The 18,815-nt window shown below is 66.3% G+C and carries 15 protein-coding genes; 11 read left to right on the forward strand and 4 right to left on the reverse strand.

What is annotated here, in order from left to right; genetic code table 11:
- Nucleotides 1-174: 174 nt before the first annotated feature.
- Nucleotides 175-2,385 (reverse strand): malate synthase G, encoded by a 2,211-nt coding sequence (locus tag CLU87_RS22695; protein ID WP_099731902.1) that lies wholly within the window; start codon nt 2,383-2,385, stop codon nt 175-177.
- Between the two features lie 230 nt (nt 2,386-2,615).
- Here CLU87_RS22695 and CLU87_RS22700 point away from each other — a divergent pair, with 230 nt between their 5' ends.
- From CLU87_RS22700 to CLU87_RS22710, 3 genes are all read left to right on the forward strand, one after another.
- Nucleotides 2,616-4,541 carry an acyl CoA:acetate/3-ketoacid CoA transferase gene (locus CLU87_RS22700; RefSeq protein WP_099731903.1) on the forward strand — a complete coding sequence of 642 codons (1,926 nt, stop codon included), beginning with the start codon at nt 2,616-2,618 and terminating at the stop codon, nt 4,539-4,541.
- Between the two features lie 151 nt (nt 4,542-4,692).
- Nucleotides 4,693-5,628 (forward strand): LysR family transcriptional regulator, encoded by a 936-nt coding sequence (locus CLU87_RS22705; RefSeq protein WP_099731904.1) that lies wholly within the window; start codon nt 4,693-4,695, stop codon nt 5,626-5,628.
- 30 nt (nt 5,629-5,658) lie between these two features.
- Nucleotides 5,659-6,306, forward strand: coding sequence for a response regulator transcription factor (locus CLU87_RS22710; RefSeq protein WP_099731905.1), 648 nt, complete (start codon nt 5,659-5,661; stop codon nt 6,304-6,306).
- A gap of 147 nt (nt 6,307-6,453) precedes the next feature.
- Here CLU87_RS22710 and CLU87_RS22715 read toward each other — a convergent pair whose 3' ends face one another.
- Entirely contained in the window at nt 6,454-9,117 is a 2,664-nt protein-coding gene (locus CLU87_RS22715; protein ID WP_099731906.1) for a PAS-domain containing protein, read from the reverse strand.
- A gap of 242 nt (nt 9,118-9,359) precedes the next feature.
- Between CLU87_RS22715 and CLU87_RS22720 the strand changes: the two genes are divergently transcribed.
- Both CLU87_RS22720 and CLU87_RS22725 read left to right on the forward strand, forming a co-directional pair.
- On the forward strand, nt 9,360-10,730 hold the full coding sequence (locus CLU87_RS22720; RefSeq protein ID WP_056747783.1) for a dicarboxylate/amino acid:cation symporter: 1,371 nt from the start codon (nt 9,360-9,362) through the stop codon (nt 10,728-10,730).
- A 172-nt stretch (nt 10,731-10,902) separates the two neighbouring features.
- On the forward strand, nt 10,903-11,349 hold the full coding sequence (locus CLU87_RS22725; RefSeq protein ID WP_056065213.1) for a DUF2214 family protein: 447 nt from the start codon (nt 10,903-10,905) through the stop codon (nt 11,347-11,349).
- A 97-nt stretch (nt 11,350-11,446) separates the two neighbouring features.
- On the opposite strand, the gene CLU87_RS22730 is transcribed toward CLU87_RS22725, so the two are convergent.
- The gene (locus tag CLU87_RS22730; RefSeq protein ID WP_099731907.1) at nt 11,447-11,740 is read right to left on the reverse strand and encodes a PsiF family protein; all 294 of its coding nucleotides are present in this window, start codon (nt 11,738-11,740) and stop codon (nt 11,447-11,449) included.
- 84 nt (nt 11,741-11,824) lie between these two features.
- Nucleotides 11,825-12,349, reverse strand: coding sequence for a hypothetical protein (locus tag CLU87_RS22735; protein WP_099732320.1), 525 nt, complete (start codon nt 12,347-12,349; stop codon nt 11,825-11,827).
- 110 nt (nt 12,350-12,459) lie between these two features.
- Between CLU87_RS22735 and argS the strand changes: the two genes are divergently transcribed.
- From argS to CLU87_RS22765, 6 genes are all read left to right on the forward strand, one after another.
- The gene (argS, locus tag CLU87_RS22740) at nt 12,460-14,169 is read left to right on the forward strand and encodes an arginine--tRNA ligase (protein WP_099731908.1); all 1,710 of its coding nucleotides are present in this window, start codon (nt 12,460-12,462) and stop codon (nt 14,167-14,169) included.
- 15 nt (nt 14,170-14,184) lie between these two features.
- Entirely contained in the window at nt 14,185-14,841 is a 657-nt protein-coding gene (locus CLU87_RS22745; RefSeq protein WP_056747785.1) for an SPOR domain-containing protein, read from the forward strand.
- A 112-nt stretch (nt 14,842-14,953) separates the two neighbouring features.
- The gene (locus CLU87_RS22750; RefSeq protein ID WP_056747786.1) at nt 14,954-15,610 is read left to right on the forward strand and encodes a thiol:disulfide interchange protein DsbA/DsbL; all 657 of its coding nucleotides are present in this window, start codon (nt 14,954-14,956) and stop codon (nt 15,608-15,610) included.
- Nucleotides 15,611-15,718: 108 nt separating this feature from the next.
- Entirely contained in the window at nt 15,719-16,378 is a 660-nt protein-coding gene (gene lptA / locus CLU87_RS22755) for a lipopolysaccharide transport periplasmic protein LptA (RefSeq protein ID WP_056065224.1), read from the forward strand.
- Nucleotides 16,375-17,157: an LPS export ABC transporter ATP-binding protein gene (lptB, locus tag CLU87_RS22760; RefSeq protein ID WP_056065226.1), complete on the forward strand. Its 783-nt coding sequence runs from the start codon at nt 16,375-16,377 to the stop codon at nt 17,155-17,157. Before lptA ends, lptB begins: the two co-directional genes overlap by 4 nt.
- Nucleotides 17,157-18,758 carry an RNA polymerase factor sigma-54 gene (locus CLU87_RS22765; protein ID WP_099731909.1) on the forward strand — a complete coding sequence of 534 codons (1,602 nt, stop codon included), beginning with the start codon at nt 17,157-17,159 and terminating at the stop codon, nt 18,756-18,758. Before lptB ends, CLU87_RS22765 begins: the two co-directional genes overlap by 1 nt.
- Nucleotides 18,759-18,815 lie beyond the last annotated feature (57 nt).

Consider the following 18,815-nt stretch of genomic DNA (forward strand, 5'->3'; position numbering starts at 1 on the left):
GTGTACGGCGCAGCTTGCCCCAAACGCGGTCGCCGCCTCTCACGCAACTGAACAGGGTGAGCCGGAGTACTGCCTGAAACAAAAATAGCTGCTAGCGCACATATTTATTGTGCTAGCAGCTATCAAAAGTGGAGCAGGCAACGCCATGAATACGGCACTGCCTGCAGTTGGGAATCAGGCCGCTTGTGCTGCCTTCAGCTTCAGGCGCCAGGCGTGCAGCAGTGGCTCGGTGTAGCCGCTGGGCTGCTCCATGCCCTTGAAGACCAGGTCACACGCTGCCTTGTAGGCCATGCTGGTGGCAAAGTGTCCGGCCATGGGCTGGTACAGCGGGTCACCCGCGTTTTGCTGGTCCACCACGGCGGCCATGCGCTCGAAGGTCTCGCGCACCTGGGCTTCGGTCACCACGCCATGGTGCAACCAGTTGGCCATGTGCTGGCTGCTGATGCGCAGCGTGGCGCGGTCTTCCATCAGGCCCACGTTGTGGATGTCGGGCACCTTGGAGCAGCCCACGCCCTGGTCCACCCAGCGCACCACGTAGCCCAGAATGCCCTGGGCGTTGTTGTCCAGCTCCTGCTGCTTCTCGGCGTCGCTCCAGTTCGGGGCGGCGGCCACGGGCACGGTCAGCAGGCCGGTCAGCAGGTTGTCGCGTTCGGCGTTCACATCGGTTTTTTCCAGCTCGATCTGGATGTCGCTCACCTTCACCTGGTGGTAGTGCAGCGCGTGCAGTGTGGCGCCCGTGGGGCTGGGCACCCAGGCAGTGTTGGCACCGGCCTTGGGGTGGGCGATCTTCTGCTTGAGCATCTCGGCCATCAGGTCGGGCATGGCCCACATGCCCTTGCCGATCTGCGCCTTGCCGCGCAGGCCACAGGAGAGGCCCACCAGCACGTTGTTCTTCTCGTACGACTGGATCCAGGCGCTGGTCTTCATGTCGCCCTTGCGCACCATAGGACCAGCGTGCATGGCGGTGTGCATTTCGTCGCCGGTGCGGTCCAGAAAGCCGGTGTTGATGAACGCCACGCGGCTTGATGCAGCGGCAATACAGGCCTTGAGGTTGACGGACGTGCGGCGCTCCTCGTCCATGATGCCCAGCTTCACGGTGCTGTCGGGAAGGCCCAGCAGCTTCTCGACGCGGCCGAAGAGTTCAGCGGCAAAGCCGACTTCGGCCGGGCCGTGCATCTTGGGCTTGACGATGTAGACGCTGCCCTTGCGGGAGTTGCGGATGCCGTTGGCGCCGTGCCCTTGCAGATCGTGCAGCGCGATGGCCGTGGTCACTACCGCGTCCATGATGCCTTCGGGGATCTCGCGCTGTGTGCCCTGCGCGTCGGTCCACAGGATGGCCGGGTTGGTCATCAGGTGGCCCACATTGCGCAGGAACATCAGCGAGCGGCCATGCAGGCGCACTTCGCCGCCTTGGGGGGCCGTGTAAACACGGTCAGGGTTCAGCCCGCGCGTGAAGGTCTTGCCGCCCTTGGCGACCTGCTCGGTCAGCGTGGCCTGGATGATGCCCAGCCAGTTGCTGTAGCCCAGCACCTTGTCTTCGGCGTCCACGGCGGCCACGGAGTCTTCCAGGTCCAGGATGGTGGACAGGGCCGCTTCCAGCACCAGATCGCTCACGCCTGCGGCATCGGACTGGCCGATGGGCGTGCTGCGGTCGATCTGGATATCGAGGTGCAGGCCGTTGTGCTGCAGCAGCACCGACGACGGCGCAGCGGCATTGCCCTGGTAGCCCTTGAACTGCGACGCGTCCTTCAGGCCTGTGGTGCTGCCGTTGGAGAGTGACACCACCAGCTGGCCGCCTTCCACTTTGTAGCCCGTCGAATCCTTGTGCGAGCCCGAGGCCAAAGGCGCGGTGTCGTCCAGCACCTGGCGCGCAAAGGCGATCACCTTGGCGCCGCGCACGGGGTTGTAGCCCTTGCCCTTTTCGGCGCCGCCTTCTTCGCTGATGGCGTCCGTGCCATACAACGCGTCATACAGGCTGCCCCAGCGCGCGTTGGCGGCGTTGAGTGCATAACGTGCGTTCAGGATGGGCACCACCAGCTGCGGGCCGGCCTGCGTGGCCAGCTCGTCGTCCACGTTGGTGGTGGTGGCCTTCACGTCGGCAGGCTGGGGCACCAGGTAGCCGATCTTTTCGAGAAAGCCGCGGTAGGCCACCATGTTCTGGATGGGGCCGGGGTTGGCCTTGTGCCAGGTGTCCAGCTCGGTTTGCAGGCGGTCGCGCTCGGCCAGCAGGGCGATGTTGCGTGGGGCCAGGTCGGACACGATGGCGTCAAACCCTTTCCAGAAGGCGGCGGCGTCCACCCCCGTGCCGGGCAGCACCTTGTCTTCGACAAAGCGGTACAGGGAAGTGGCCACTTGCAGGCCGTGGACTTGGGTGCGTTCGGTCATGGGGTGCCTCAAGAAGAGTGGTGAAAACGGAGATCAATGAAAAACGGTGCCCGCAACAGCAGGCCATGGACAGACTGTATTGCAAATGTTTGCCCACATAAATACGCTGAAAATCTCTAAACCAGTGACTTTTACGCAAAACTGGTGACAGTCCGTAGTCACCCTGAATGGTGCTTTCGCCCGTTACCCACTACGCTGCGCGCACAACAAACCCACCGGGAGACAAACCCATGCAGGCACCCCTGGACGCCAGCGCGCTCAACGCGGCCCACAAGAACAAGATCGTGAGCGCCGCCGATGCCGTGCAGCTCATCCACGACGGCGACACCGTGGCCACGGGCGGCTTTGTGGGCATCGGCTTTGCCGAGAGCATTGCCGTGGCGCTGGCCCAGCGCTGGGAAACGACCCAAACCCCGCGCGACCTCACGCTGGTCTACGCCGCAGGCCAGGGCGACGGCAAGCAGCGGGGCCTCAACCACCTGGGCCACGCCGGCCTGCTCAAGCGCGTGATCGGCGGGCACTGGAGCCTGGTGCCGCGCATCCAGAAGCTGGCGGTGGACAACCAGATCGAGGCCTGGAACCTGCCCCAGGGCGTGATCACGCACCTGTTCCGCGACATCGCTGCAGGCAAGCCCGGCACGCTCACGCGCGTGGGCCTGGACACCTTTGTGGACCCGCGCCACGGCGGCGGCAAGCTCAATGCGCGCACCACCGAAGACCTGGTGCGCATCCTGCCCATCGACGGGCAGGACTACCTGTTCTACAAGGCCTTTCCGATCCACGTGGGCATCATCCGCGCGACCACGGCCGACGCCGACGGCAACCTCACCATGGAGCGCGAGGCGCTCACGCTCGAAGCGCTGGCGATTGCCATGGCCGCGCGCAACTCGGGCGGCGTGGTCATCGCCCAGGTCGAGCGCATCGCCGAGCGCGGCACGCTCAACCCCCGGCAGGTGAAGGTGCCCGGCGTGCTGGTGGACGCCGTGGTGCTGGCCACCGAGCCCGCGCACCACCACCAGACCTTTGCCGAGCCCTACAGCGCCGCGTTTGCGGGCGAGTTGCGCGTGCCCATGGACACGCTGGAGGCCATGCCCCTGACCGAGCGCAAGATCATCGCCCGCCGCGCGGCGCTGGAGCTGCGCCCGCACCAGGTGGTGAACCTGGGGATAGGCATGCCCGAGGGGGTGGCCAACGTAGCGGCTGAAGAGCGCATCATCGACCTCGTCACGCTCACGGCCGAGCCCGGCGTGATCGGCGGTATTCCGGCGGGCGGCCTGAACTTCGGCGCGGCCGTGAACCCGCAGGCCATCATCGACCAGCCCAACCAGTTCGACTTCTACGACGGCGGGGGCCTGGACATCGCGATCCTGGGCCTGGCGCAGGCCGACCAGCACGGCAACCTCAACGTGAGCAAGTTCGGCCCGCGCCTGGCGGGTGCGGGCGGCTTCATCAACATCAGCCAGAACGCCAAGACCGTGGTGTTTGTCGGCACCTTCACGGCGGGCGCGCTGCAGGTGGAGGCCGTGGACGGCCACCTGCACATCCTGCACGAAGGCGGCGCGCGCAAGCTGGTGCGCGAAGTCGAGCACCGCACCTTCAGCGGCGCCGAAGCCCTGCGGCGTGGCCAGCGCGTGTTGTATGTGACCGAGCGCTGCGTGTTCCGCCTGGTGCCATCGGGCGAGGCGGATGGCGGCGGTGCGCTGGAGCTGATCGAGTTGGCGCCCGGCATCGACCTGCACCGCGACGTGCTGGCCCACATGGCATTCACGCCTCGCATCAGCCCCGGCCTGCAGACCATGGACCTGCGCCTGTGCGAGCCCGGCCCGCTGGGCCTGCGCGAGCAGCTGCTCAACCGCCCGCTGGTGCAACGCTTTGAGCTGGACGCCGCGCGCCAGCTGCTGCACATCGACTTCTCGGGGCTGCAGATCAACACCGCCAGCACCATCGACGCCATCGAGCAGGAGGTGCGCCGCCTGCTCGCCCCGCTCGCCGCACAGGGCGAGCGCGTGGGCGTGATCGTGAACTACGACCACTTCACCATCGCCCCCGACCTGGCCGACGCCTACACCGCCATGGTGCAGGGCCTCACGCGCGACCTCTACACCGAGGTCAAGCGCTATGGCACCGTGGGGTTCCTCAAGTCGCGCCTGGTGTGAAGTGGGGGTGATGCTGGTTCACTATCATTTATGTAGCTGCTCAGGCATATTCCACTAGCGCATGCGGCCTGTTTGGCTTCAAAACCGATCACAGGCCGTGCCCAAGTCTGTCACCAGGCCCTTCTCCGCTTTATCCCCATAATCAGCGCCCATGGACAAACTCAAGGCCTTCGAATCGTTTGTGTCGGTGGCAACACGCGGCAGCCTCACCGCTGCGGCCAAGGCCGAGGGCGTGGCGCCGGCCATCATGGGGCGGCGGCTCGATGCGCTGGAAGAACACCTGGGCGTGAAGCTCTTGGTGCGCACCACGCGCCGCATCAGCCTCACGCATGAGGGCAGTGCGTTTTTGGAAGACTGCCAGCGCCTGTTGTCCGACGTGGCCAATGCCGAGGCCAGCGTGTCCGAAGGGGGCGTCAAGGCCACGGGCCATTTGCGCATCACCGCACCGGCCGGCTTTGGCCGCCGCCATGTGGCGCCGCTGGTACCACGTTTTCGCAGCGCCCACCCGGACGTGACCATCTCGCTCAACCTCAGCGACCGCGTGGTGGACCTGGCGGGCGAGGGCTATGACTGCGCCGTGCGCGTGGGCGACCTGCCCGACTCGTCGCTGGTGAGCGTGCGCATTGCCGACAACCGCCGCCTGTGCGTGGCCACACCAGCCTACCTGCAGCGCCACGGCACGCCGCGCCACCCCAGCGAGCTGGTGCAGCACGACTGCCTCACGCTGTCGAGCGAGGCATCGCAAACACGGGGCTGGGCGTTCCGCATGCCGGTCGAGGGCAGTGGCACCGAGGTCATCCACCTCAAGCCCGGCGGCCCGCTCGATTGCTCGGACGGGCAGGTGCTGCACGACTGGTGCCTGGCGGGCTACGGCATTGCCTGGCGCAGCACCTGGGAGGTGGAGGCCGAGATCGCCGCCGGGCGCCTAGTGGAGGTGCTGCACGATTTTGCCGCACCGCCCAACGGCATCTATGTGGTGTTCCCGCAGCGCAAGCACATGCCGCTGCGGGTGCGGCTGTGGATCGAACACCTCAAGCACCAGTACGCACAGCCCGCGTTCTGGAAAGGCCCGCAGGCCGGCGGTTGATAGCCCCCGTGGCAGACTGCACAACACTCCATGTCCACCGCGCCCACGCTCCTTGTCGCTGACGACCACCCGCTGTTCCGTGCGGCTGTGCTGCACGTGCTGCGCGAGCGGATGCCGCAGTTCCGTACGCTGGAGGCGGCCAGCGCCGCCACGCTGGGTCAGGCGCTGCAGGACCATCCCGAGGTCGAGCTGGTGCTGCTGGACCTGAGCATGCCCGGCACGCGCGGCTTCTCTGCCCTGCTGCATGTGCGCGGCGAATACCCCGAGCTGCCCGTGGTCATCATCTCGTCCAACGACCACCCCCGCGTCATCCGCCGCGCCCAGCAGTTTGGCGCGGCAGGCTTCATCCCCAAGTCCGCGCCCGCCGACGCCATGGGCGACGCCATCCAGGCCGTGCTGGACGGCGGCAGCTGGTTCCCGCCCATGGCGGCCGAGCGCTCCGAGGCCGACGCCGAACTGGCCGCGCGCCTGGCGCAGCTCACGCCCCAGCAGTTCCGCGTGCTGCTCTGCCTGGCCGATGGTTTGCTCAACAAGCAGATTGCGAGCGCGCTGGGCCTGGCCGAGAACACGGTGAAGGTGCATGTCACCGCCATCCTGAAAAAGCTCGCGTGCTACAGCCGCACGCAGGCGGCGGTGCTGGTCAAAAGCCTGGAGACGGAAGACGGCGTGTCTTCCTGAGGTGGAGATCTGCATCAAAACGGCCGTTGTCGCTTATTCAACGAGCCCTGGATGCTACTAAAAGCGTAGCGACGAGCGCGGCCTCTCCAACCGGGCGCAGCACCCTGCGCGAGGCGCCGTGCAAGGGCCGCCCCGCCGCGCAGCGGCTCAGGGGGATGCTCCCTGTCTCAGCAGCGTCTGGCTCACCAGCGCCCGCAGCGCGGGCGCCCGCACCGGCTTGGCCAGAAAGCCCCAGCCGCGTTCGGCGGCCTGGCGGCGCAGGGTGGCATCGCGCTCGGCGGTGACCAGGATCACGGCAGGCGTCTGGCCCCAGCGCTGGCACAGCTGCGCGAACACTTCGGGGCCGTGGAGGCCGGCGCCCAGGTGCACGTCCAGTAGCACCAGCTGCGGTGCCTGGCCGGGCTGGGCGGCGGCCAGGGCCTCGGGCGCGCCAGCGGCCAGCGGCACCGTGCACCCCCAGCGCTGCAGCAGGGCCTGCGTAGCGGCGCAGGTAGGGCCGTCGTCATCAATGACCCAGGCGCTGCTGCCCTGCAGGGGGGCGTCGTCGGCGGGTTGCTGCGTGGTGGCGGGGGGCGCAGCCTGCTGCGCGGCGGCGGGGTTGCCCAGCGGCACGCACACCCAGAACACGCTGCCGCGCCCCAGTTGCGAGCGCAGGCCAATCTCGTGCCCCAGCAGGCGGCCCAGGCGTTCGACGATGGCCAGGCCCAGGCCTGCGCCCCGGTCGTCGGCGCGGCCTTCGTCCAGGCGGCGGAATTCTTCAAAGATCTCGCGCTGCAATGCCTCGGGGATGCCGGGGCCCTGGTCGTGCACCTCGATGCGCAGGTGGTTGCCCACCCTGCGGCAGCCCACCACGATGCGCCCTCGCCGGCTGTAGCGGATGGCGTTGGAGACAAAGTTCTGCAAGATGCGGCGCAGCAGGTTGTCGTCGGTGCGCACCACGGCGCGTGTGGGCACGCAGCGCAGTTGCAGGCCCTGGCTTTCGGCCAGCACGCCAAAGTTGTGGCCCAGCACCTGTAGCAGTGGCCCCAGGGCCACGTCGTGGATGTGCACATCGAACTGGCCCGATTCCATGCGCGAGATGTCGAGCAGGCTGTTGAGGATGGCGTCCTGCGCGGCCAGGGCGCCGTCGATGCTGTCCACGGCGTGCCGTTCGGCGTCGCCTGGCAGATGGCTGCGCAGCAGCGAGGTGAACATGCGCGCGGCGTTCAGGGGCTGCAGCAGGTCGTGCACGGCGGCGGCCACAAAGCGGGTTTTGGAGCGGTTGGCCTGCTCGGCCTCGCGCCGCGCGGCGTCCAGGTCGCGGGTGCGGTCGGCCACGCGCTGCTCCAGCGCGTCGGCCAGCGATCGCAGCTCGCGTGCGGCGTTCTTGTAGCTGGTGATATCGGCGTAGCTGGTCACAAAACCGCCCTCGGGCAGCGGGTTGCCCCGGATCTCCAGCACCGTGCCGTCGTCCTTGGCGCTTTCGTGCAGATGGGGGGTGCCACTGCGCAGGTGGGCCAGGCGGCGTTCGATGGCTTCTTCCACCGGGCCCGGGCCCAGCAGGCCCCGGCGCGCGTTGTGGCGCATCAGGTCTTCAATGGGGCGGCCCACCTGCATCAGGTCGGCGGGGTAGCGGAACAGCTGCACATAGCGCGAGTTCCACGCCACCAGCTTCAGGTCGGCGTCGATGATGACCACCCCCTGGGGCAGGTGTTCCAGACTGCGGGAGAGGCCCATGTCAGCCTGCTGCGCCGCCTGCACGATGCCGTCCTGCGCGGTGCGCAACTCCTGCGCGTGCTGTTGCAGCACGGTCTCCAACTCCTGGCGGCTGCGCTGGCGCAGGCGGGCCAGGCGCTGGCGCTGGCGCACAAACAGCACCAGCAGCGACAGGGCCAGCCAGCCGCCGCCCCCGGCTGCGGCCGCCCAGCGGCTGTCGGCAATGCTGCTGTGGGTGGTGTGCACCAGGTGCAGTTGCCAGGGCGTGCCGGGCAGGGGCTGGGTCAGCCACAGCATGCGGCCGGGCGGGGCGGGCATGTCGGCGGACGGTTGCACACGCACCAGCCGCCCGCCGTTGTCCAGGCGGTCGTCCACGCGGACGTCGAGCGGGCGCAGGGGCTGGTCGGAGTATTGGCGGGTGGCGTTCAGCTCGCGGCGCTCCTCGTCGTCAAGCGGTTCCAGCAGGCGGTAGCGCCAGGCGTCCTGGCTGGCGAGAAAGACCACGCCATGCGCGTCCGACGCCAGCACGATGTCGGGTGTCTGCAGCCATTCGCGCTCCAGCTCCTGCAGCGCAATCTTGATGGCCACCAGCCCCAGGATGTGGCCGCTGTCGTCACGGATGGCCTGCGATAGGAAGTAGCCCGGCTCGCCCGTGGTCACGCCAATGCCGTAGAAGCTGCCGCGCCCCTGGGCCAGCGCCTGCTGCACATAGGGGCGAAAGCTGTAGTCCACGCCCACGTTGCTGGTGGCCGTGCGCCAGTTGCTGGCGGCCACGGCCAGGCCGTCGCGGTCGAGCAGGGTGAGGGTGGAGGACTGGCTGGCGCCGTTGGCCTGCTCCAGCTTGCGGTTGAGCTGCGCTACCTCGTCGGTGCTCAGGGTGCGGCGCAGGGCGTCCTGCAACTGCGCGTCCAGGGCCAGCACCTCGGGCAGGGTGCGGTAGCGGTCGATGCGCTGGGCCAGCGTCTGCCCGTACAGGGCCAGCTGGCGCTGCACGCTCTCGCTTTCGTCCAGCAAGGACCGGTGCCAGGCCCACTGACCGGCGGCGAACATGCTGGCCACCGTGCCTGCTAGCAGGATGAGCAGCGTCCAGAACTGGCGAAGGCGGGGCGTGGGCATGGGAATCCAGCGGGGTGGTTGTGCGGCACCAAGGCCAATTGGGTGCGGGTGGGAGTGTGCTGCACCAGGCTGGGGACTAAGTAGTTACCCTGATTTGGGGCACGCGTTCTCCTATGGAGCCGCTCTCGACTAATACCAATAGGTTATCGGCTGAAACAAAGTGCAGCGGTACAAACGGCACCCTTGACGCGCGCCGGAGGCACCCCGGTGGTGCAGACCCGTGACCCCAGGAGACCCGTTCCATGCACAACCATTCCGCTCCCGCAGCCTCGACCTTGAAGCTGCCTTTTTATCGGCAACTGTACTTCCAGGTGGTGTTCGCCATCGTCCTGGGCGTTCTGCTGGGCCATTTCGAGCCGTCCTACGGCGAGGCGCTCAAGCCGCTGGGTGACGCGTTCATCAAGCTGGTCAAGATGATCATCGCTCCGGTGATCTTCCTGACCATCGTGACCGGCATCGCGGGCATGTCGCAGCTCTCCACCGTGGGCCGCGTGTTCGGCAAGGCCATGGCGTACTTCCTGTTCTTCTCCACGCTGGCCCTGGTGGTGGGCCTGGTGGTGGCCAACGTGGTGCAGCCCGGCGCGGGCATGAACATCAATGTGGCCGACCTGGACCAGACGGCTGTGAAGGGCTACGTGGCCAAGTCGCACGAGATGACGCTCACGGGCTTTGCGATGGACATCATCCCCAAGACGCTGGTGAGCCCGTTCGTGGGCGACAACATCCTGCAGGTGCTGCTGGTGGCCGTGCTGTTTGGCATTGGCCTGGCCATGGTGGGTGAGGCAGGCCGTCCGGTGCTGAACTTTCTGGACGCGCTGACGACGCCTGTGTTCAAGGTGGTGGGCATCGTGATGAAGGCCGCGCCCCTGGGTGCGTTTGGTGCCATGGCGTTCACCATTGGCAAGTTTGGCCTGGGCTCACTGGTCAATCTGGCCTGGCTGGTGGGTTCGTTCTACATCACCTCGCTGCTGTTTGTGGTGGTGATCCTGGGCTTTGTGGCGCGCCTGTGTGGCTTCTCGGTGTTCAAGCTGATCCGCTACCTCAAGGCCGAGCTGATGCTGGTGCTGGGCACGTCTTCGTCTGAATCGGCCCTGCCGTCGCTGATGGAAAAGATGGAAAAGGCCGGTTGCAGCAAGTCGGTGGTGGGCCTCGTGGTGCCCACGGGCTACTCGTTCAACCTGGACGGCACCAACATCTACATGACGCTGGCCGCGCTGTTCATCGCCCAGGCCACCAACACCGAGCTGACGCTGGGCCACCAGGTGGCGCTGTTGCTGGTGGCGATGCTGTCTTCCAAGGGCGCAGCGGGTGTGACGGGCGCGGGCTTCATCACCCTGGCCGCCACGCTGGCCGTGGTGCCCGAAGTGCCCGTGGCCGGCATGGCGCTGATTCTGGGCGTGGACCGCTTCATGAGCGAATGCCGATCGCTGACCAACTTCATCGGTAACGCCGTGGCCACGGTGGTTGTCTCCCGCTGGGAAAACGCGCTGGACCAGGAACGCCTGGACGCGGCGATGAATGGCCATCCGCTGCCGCTCGCGGTGTCTGCGGCATCGGCGCCCGTGGTGCCGGCGGATGTGCCTGTGGCCACGGTGGCGCGCACTGTGGCTTGATGGTTGGCACTTGCTGAATCTGCGCTCCCAGCGGCGCGGGCTTTCGGGCCCGCGCCGTTTTTCTTTGAGCGCGTTGAGCCCACGCCATCGCGCACAATGGTGGCCCTGCCGGACGGCACTGTGAGCGCTTGGCGCGGCGCAGTGGCCTCGGGCGCTACAAGGAATCCGCACCATGACCCTCGAAGCCTTCCTGGCTGCCTTTCACCTTCTGGCCATCCTGACCTTTGTGGTTTTTCTGTCCAGCCAGGCGGCGCTGTGCCGTATCGAGTGGCTCAACGCCGCCGTGGTCGAGCGCCTGGCCCGGCTGGATGTGATCTACGGTGTGGCCGGTGCGGTCATGATTGGGAGCGGCGTGGCCCGGTTGATCTGGGGCGTGAAGGGCGCTTCTTGGTACCTGTCGCAGCCCCTTTTTCACATCAAGATCACCCTGGTGCTGGCCATGGTCCTGCTGTCGTTTGTGCCCTCGGCCGCGTTCCGCCGCTGGCGCCAGAACCTGCGCAGCACCGGTGCGCTGCCGCCCGCCGCAGAAGTCGCGCGGGTCCGCCGCCTAGTGATGATCCAGTCGCATGTGCTGCCCGTGGTGGCTGTGATTGCGGTGTTCTGGGCGCGCGGCTGGTAAGCGCAAATACCCCCCAATAAAAAAAGCCCGCCCGGCTTGATGCCGGCGGGCTTTTCTTTGTCTGAGCCGGTGGCGCTGCACCGGGTATGAACTTACTTCACTTCTTCAGGCAATCGCTCATGAAGGCCTTGCGCTCGTCGCCCTTGAGGGTCTTGGCCTTGGCATCGGCATTGCAGGTTTTCATCTTGTCCTGCTGGGTGGCGGGCTTGTTGCTCAGGCAAGTCTTCATGAACGCCTTGCGCTCGTCGCCTTTCATCTCTCCGGCGTCCTTGTTGCAGGTCGCCATCTTCGATTGCTGCTTGGTGGGGGCCTTGGCGTCTTCGGCGGCGTGGGCACCAAAGCCCACGGACAGGGCCAGTCCGAGTGCAGTCAAGGAAAGAAGCTTTTTCATGGAATCTCCTGGTGTGAATGCGTTATGGGGGGTCCCGGGGGCATTGCACCATAGAACATGGCGTGCGACAACGCGGACCCGTCATCACAACCCTGCGCGGGCCCTGGTGGCCGCGGCTGCATGAAAGGCTTTCAGTGCCGTGTGGATCTGCCGGGGGTCGTGCGCCAGGCCACCCAGGGCAAACACCACATCCCCCCGTTGCTGCCAGCGTTTGAGTGCCTTGACGATCACACCCAGTGCGGAGTCTCTGTGGCCGGGGCGCAACTTGACCAGGATCACGCCTTCGTAGCCGTCCAGGTGCACACGTTCCATGGCTTCCCAGGGCACGGTGTGCGGGTCGTCCTGGCGCAGATCGGTGATGCCGGTGGCGTCAATGACCACCGCCGGGTCTTGCTCCCGGTAGGCCTCCAGGGCGGACCGGCCCAGGGTTCCGCCCACACAGAAGGAGACGAATGCGGCGCACAGGCAGAGGGCCGTGAGCAGCCGGTCGTTCGATGCCAAAGCCCCATAGAGCGAGAAGGCCAGGCATACCGCCATCAGCATCACAAAAGGCACCTGAAACACCAGGGTCCAGCGGCGCCGATAGAGCAGGATGGGCTGGGGTTGCACGCGCAATCTCCGGTTGAAAGGGCATTGCGGCCCATTGTGCCTTTGGCTGCGGGATGCCTCCTGGCGGCGCGTCTGGCGCCCTGCTGCTGGCAGACCCGTAAAATCCTCCGATGCTCACAGCCAAAAATGAATTGCTCGCTGCGCTCGCAGCCGAGCTGGAAAACCTGTCCCCCGGCGCTGGCGCCAAGGCGGCATTTGAATCTCCCAAGGTGGCGGCCCATGGCGACTTCGCCTGCACCGCAGCCATGCAACTGGCCAAGCCCCTCAAGCTCAACCCGCGCGCACTGGGGGAACAGCTCAAGACCGCCCTCGAAGGCACGCCCGCCTTTCAGCGCTGGGTGTCCGCCATTGAAATCGCGGGCCCGGGCTTTCTGAACATCCGCCTCCAACCCGCCGCCAAGCAGGAAGTGGTGCGTGAGGTGCTGGCTGCGGGCGAGCGCTTTGGTTACCAGGCCAGCAATGGCCAGCAGGTGCTGGTCGAGTTCGTGTCGGCCAACCCCACGGGCCCGCTGCACGTGGGCCACGGCCGCCAGGCCGCGCTGGGCGATGCCATCTGCAACCTGTTCAGCACCCAGGGCTGGAAGGTGCACCGCGAGTTCTATTACAACGACGCGGGCGTGCAGATCGACACTCTGACCAAGAGCACGCAGCTGCGCGCCAAGGGTTTCAAGCCCGGAGACGACTGCTGGCCTACCGACAGCGAAAACCCGCTGGCCAAGAACTTCTACAACGGTGACTACATCGCCGACATTGCCGAGGCCTTCAAGGCCAAGGCCACCGTCAAGGCCGACGACCGCGAGTTCACGGCCAATGGCGATGTGGAGGATTACGACAATATCCGCCAGTTTGCGGTGGCCTACCTGCGCAACGAGCAAGACAAGGACCTGCAGGCGTTCAACCTCCAGTTCGACGAGTATTACCTCGAGTCCAGCCTGTATACCAGCGGCCGCGTCGAGGCCACGGTGAACAAGCTCATTGCCAACGGCAAGACTTACGAGCAGGACGGCGCGCTGTGGCTCAAGAGCACTGACTACGGCGACGACAAGGACCGCGTCATGCGCAAGCAGGACGGCACGTTCACCTACTTCGTGCCCGACGTGGCCTACCACATTGCCAAGTGGGAGCGCGGCTTCACCAAGGTCGTCAACATCCAGGGCACGGACCACCACGGCACCATCGCCCGCGTGCGCGCCGGCCTGCAGGCGGCCGATGTGGGCATTCCGCAGGGCTACCCCGACTACGTGCTGCACACCATGGTGCGGGTGGTCAAGGGCGGCGAAGAGGTCAAGATCAGCAAGCGTGCGGGCAGCTACGTCACGCTGCGCGACCTGATCGAGTGGACCAGCAAGGACGCGGTGCGCTTCTTCCTGCTCAGCCGCAAGCCCGACACCGAGTACACCTTCGACGTGGACCTGGCCGTGGCACAGAACAACGACAACCCCGTGTACTACGTGCAGTACGCGCATGCTCGCATCCAGTCGGTGCTGCGTGCGTGGCAAGAGGCGGGCGGTGGTGATGTGGCTTCGCTCAAGGATGTGGACCTGTCCGCCCTCGAAGGCCCGCAGGCCCAGGCGCTGATGCTGCAACTGGCCAAGTACCCCGAGATGCTCACCGCCGCCGCCGACGGTGAGGCGCCACACGATGTGACCTTCTACCTGCGCGACCTGGCCGCCAGCTACCACAGCTATTACGATGCCGAGCGCATCCTCGTGGACGACGAGGCTGTGAAGAAGGCGCGCCTGGCGCTGGTCGCTGCCACCGCCCAGGTATTGCACAATGGCCTGGCCGTGCTGGGCGTGTCGGCCCCGGCCAGAATGTAAGCAGTTACTACCAATATGAAAAAGCAACAGACGGGCGGGACCATTGTCGGCTTCATCGTCGGGGTCATCGTGGGCCTGGGCGCGGCGCTGGCCGTGGCCGTGTACGTGACCAAGGTGCCGGTGCCCTTCCTGAACAAGGGCAATGGCCGCGGTGCCGACCTGGACGCAGCGGAGTCCCAGAAAAACAAGAACTGGGACCCGAATTCGCCGCTGTATGGCAAGAACCCGGCCCGCCCTGCGGCGCCAGCGGTGGCGGCAGCCGCGTCAGCCCCTGCATCCGCTCCCGCCCCTGAGGTGCGCGCCGCCGCGTCGGCTGCCAAGCCTGCCGCGAGCAAGCCAGACGCCAAAGCCGAGGCCAAGGCCGAGAGCAAGCCGGGCGCTGACCCGCTGGGCGATCTGGCCGTGGCCAAGGCCGCGGCCAAGGGCAGTGTGGACCCGTTTGACTACTTTGTGCAGGCGGGCGCCTTCCGCACCCAGGCCGACGCAGACGCCCAGCGCGCCAAGCTGGCCATGCTGGGCTGGGAGGCCCGCGTGAGCGAGCGTGAGCAAAATGGCCGGGCGGTCTTCCGGGTGCGCATCGGTCCTTTCACCAAGCGTGACGATGCCGAAGTGCTCAAAGAGAAACTCGATGGCGCCGGGCTGGAATCGGCGCTGGTGCGTGTGCAGCGCTGATCGGCCTGTGGCTGTGAACAGGGGCCTGTGCATACAGCGCCACCACCAGGGCTGAACTTTTTGTAAAGGGATGTCTCACATCCCGCATACCTGAACCAGGAGAGTCTTTGTCATGAAACGCCGTGAGTTTTCTTTGTCCGCCGCCTCGGCGGTTGCCGCTTCTGCCCTGACGCTGCCAGTGGCCAACCCCGCCATGGCGCAAGCCCGCCAGTTCAAGGAGGGCAAGGACTTCAAGCGGCTGGACAAGCCCGTCGCCCCCGATGCGCCGGCTGGCAAGGTCGATGTGATCGAGTTCTTCTGGTACAGCTGCCCCCACTGCAACGCCTTCGAGCCCACGCTGGACGCCTGGGTCAAGGCTGCGCCCAAGGACCTCTCCATCCGCCGCGTGCCTGTGGCGTTCAACGCCAGCTTCGTGCCCCAGCAAAAGCTGTACTACACGCTCGAAGGCATGGGCAAGCTCGAAGCCCTGCACGCCAAGGTCTTCCGTGCCATCCACGTGGAAAAGGCCAAGCTCGCCAAGGACGACGAAATCCTGGCCTGGGTGACCCAGCAGGGCGTGGATGCGGCCAAGTTCAAGGAGGTCTACGGCTCCTTCAGCGTGGCCAACCAGGTGCGTCGCGCCTCGCAGCTGCAAGATTCGTACGGTGTTGAGGGCGTGCCTTCCATGGGTGTGGCAGGCAAGTACTACACCGACGGCACGATGGCCGGCAGCATGCAAACCGTGTTGCAGGTGGTCGAATACCTGGCGGCCACGGCACGCAAAGCCTGACGATGTGCCGACCCTGTCGGCAAGTTGTCCCAAAGGCCCGCTGACGCGGGCTTTTTTTTCGGGGTGGGTACCATCGGGTGGCTACAATCATTGCAAGATTCGTGCCCTATGACCCACCGCCTACTCCCCCTCCTTGTGCTCGCAGCCCTGACCGGCCTTGCGGGCATGGCACATGCCGAAAAGGCTGACCGTGCCAAGCCCATGAACATCGAGGCCGACGCCCTGCGCCACGATGAACTCAAGCAGACCAGCGTGTTCTCGGGCCGCGTGGTGATGACCAAGGGCACCATCGTGCTGCGCGGCGCGCGGCTGGATGTGCGCCAGGACGCCGACGGCTACCAGTACGGCGTGGTCACGGCCGAGGCGGGCAAACGGGCGTTCTTCCGCCAAAAGCGCGACACCGTGGCGGGGGCGCCTGACGAGTTCATCGAAGGCGAAAGCGAAGTCATCGAATACGACGGCAAGGCCGACAACGTGCGCTTCATCACCCGCGCCGAACTCCGCCGGTACCGTGGGTCGGTATTGAACGACGAGATCACCGGCGCCGTGATCGTCTACAACAACCTCACCGACGTGTTCACCGTCGATGGCCAGAAGGCACCAGCCTCTTCTGCTGCGGCGGGCGACACACCAGCGCCCGGTGGTCGTGTGCGCGCCGTGCTGGCGCCCAAAGACCCTCCGCCCGGCGCGGCAGCCCCGGCCCCAGCGCCTGACGCGCCCGCACCGGCGCTGCGCCCCAGCAACAGCCTTGGCGGCGGCGCCAAGTGAGCGGGCCTGCTGTGAGTACCGGTCCTGACTCCCAGGCGGGTAGCCGCCTGGAGGTACAGCATCTGGCCAAATCCTATGGCAGCCGCAAGGTCGTCAAGGATGTGTCGTTGGTGGTGCAAAAAGGCGAGGTTGTGGGGTTGCTCGGCCCCAACGGCGCGGGCAAGACCACATCCTTTTACATGATCGTGGGCCTGGTGCGCAGCGATGCAGGTGATATTCGCATCGATGGCCACTCGGTGGCCCACATGCCCATCCACCGCCGCTCGCGGCTGGGTCTGTCGTACCTGCCGCAAGAAGCCTCGATCTTCCGCAAGCTCACCGTCGAAGAAAACGTGCGTGCGGTGCTGGAACTGCAGCGCGCCGATGACGGCCAGCCGCTGTCGCGCGACGCCATCGAAGAACGCCTGACGGCATTGCTGCAAGAGCTGCGTGTGGACCACCTGCGTGCCTCGCCCGCGCTGGCGCTGTCCGGTGGCGAGCGCCGCCGCGTCGAGATCGCCCGTGCCCTGGCCACCCAGCCGCGTTTCATCCTGCTGGACGAGCCTTTTGCCGGCATCGACCCCATCGCAGTGATCGAGATCCAGCGCATCATCGGCTTCCTCAAGGCACGCGGTATCGGTGTGCTCATCACCGACCACAACGTGCGCGAGACGCTGGGCATCTGCGACCACGCCTTCATCATCAGCGACGGCCGCGTGCTGGCGCAGGGCACGCCCTCCGAGATCGTGGACAACGCCGAAGTACGCCGCGTGTACCTGGGCGAGCATTTCCGCATGTGATGAAGCCTGGACTGTCGCTGCGCGTCTCGCAGCACCTTGCATTGACCCCCCAGCTCCAGCAGTCCATCCGGCTGCTGCAGTTGTCCACGCTCGAACTCTCGCAGGAAGTCGAGCAGATGCTCGACGAAAACCCGTTCCTCGAACGCAATGCCGACGAAGCACCGCGCGAGGAGTTTGGCCTGGAAGCCGCCGACACGCCCGCGCAGGCCGACGAGTACAGCGCCGATGATGCTATGTTTTTAGGATCGGTCGGTGCAAGCAGTACTAGCGCTGAGAGCCAAAACGAGGCTGAAATCCCCAATGGAAGTGCCGACGAGCCCGACTGGAGCGGCGACGGCACCGTCGAGATGGCGCCCAACGACGCCGAGTGGGGTGGCGACGCCCCGGCGCGCACCCGCAACGATGCGGAAGGCGACGAGGCCGACGCCACCGAGCTGGCCCGTTCGCACGAATCGCTCACCGCCTTTTTGCACCGCCAGGCACTGTCGCTGCGGCTGTCTGAAGTGGACACGGCCGCGCTGCGTTTTCTCATCGAATCGCTGAACGACGACGGCTACCTGGAAGAGTCGCTTGAAGAGCTGGCCATCAGCCTGGCCGGGCCCGACGACCTGGAACAGATCGAAGAATTGGTGCACCGCTTCACCGTGGCCCAGCGCCTGTTGCAAAGCCTGGAGCCCGTGGGCGTGGGCGCGCGCAATTTGTCTGAATGCCTGACGCTGCAGCTCACGGCGCTGGCGGCGGATGAAGACAGCGACGCCGACCCCGAGACCGTGCAGACCGCGCTGCGCATCTGTCAGCAGCCGCTGGAGATGCTGGCTCGCCGAGACATCCGCCGCCTGACGCAGCTGTGCAGCGAAGGTGGCGTGGCCGGAGAAGAACGCACCCGCTCTGCCATGGCACTCATCGCCCGCCTGGAGCCTCGCCCCGGCCGCCGTTTTGCCGACGTAGAGCGCAACATCATCATCCCCGACGTCATCGTGCGCAAAGCCGGTCGCGCCAACGGGCGGGACGGCCAGCACAACTTCATCGTGCAGCTCAACCCCGACGTGATGCCCCGTCTGCGCGTGCACGACATCTACGCCGGCGCGCTACGAGGCCACAAGGGCGGCGAAGGCCACCAGGGCATGCAGCAGCGCCTGCAGGAGGCGCGCTGGTTCATCAAGAACATCCAGCAGCGCTTTGACACCATCCTGCGCGTCTCGCGCGCCATCGTCGAGCGGCAGAAGAACTTCTTCACCCACGGCGAGCTGGCCATGCGCCCCCTGGTGCTGCGCGACATCGCCGACGAACTGGGTCTGCACGAGTCCACCATCAGCCGCGTGACCACGGCCAAGTACATGGCCACGCCGATCGGTACCTACGAGCTGAAGTACTTCTTTGGCTCTGGCCTGGGCACCGAGACCGGTGGCAATGCGTCCAGCACGGCCGTGCGCGCACTGATCAAGCAGTTCGTGTCCGCCGAAAACCCGGCCAAGCCGCTGTCCGACAGCCAGATCGCCGAGATGCTCAAGGAGCAGGGCATCGAGTGCGCACGCCGCACCGTGGCCAAGTACCGCGAGGCGCTCAAGATCGCGCCAGCGAATTTGCGCAAGGCGCTTTAGCGCTCCCGGCGTGGAGGCGCGCGAGTGTTCTCTGGTCGTCCAGGCAACAGTTCAATG

The sequence above is a fragment of the Acidovorax sp. 59 genome (genome assembly GCF_002754175.1).
Taxonomy (GTDB): domain Bacteria; phylum Pseudomonadota; class Gammaproteobacteria; order Burkholderiales; family Burkholderiaceae_C; genus Acidovorax; species Acidovorax delafieldii.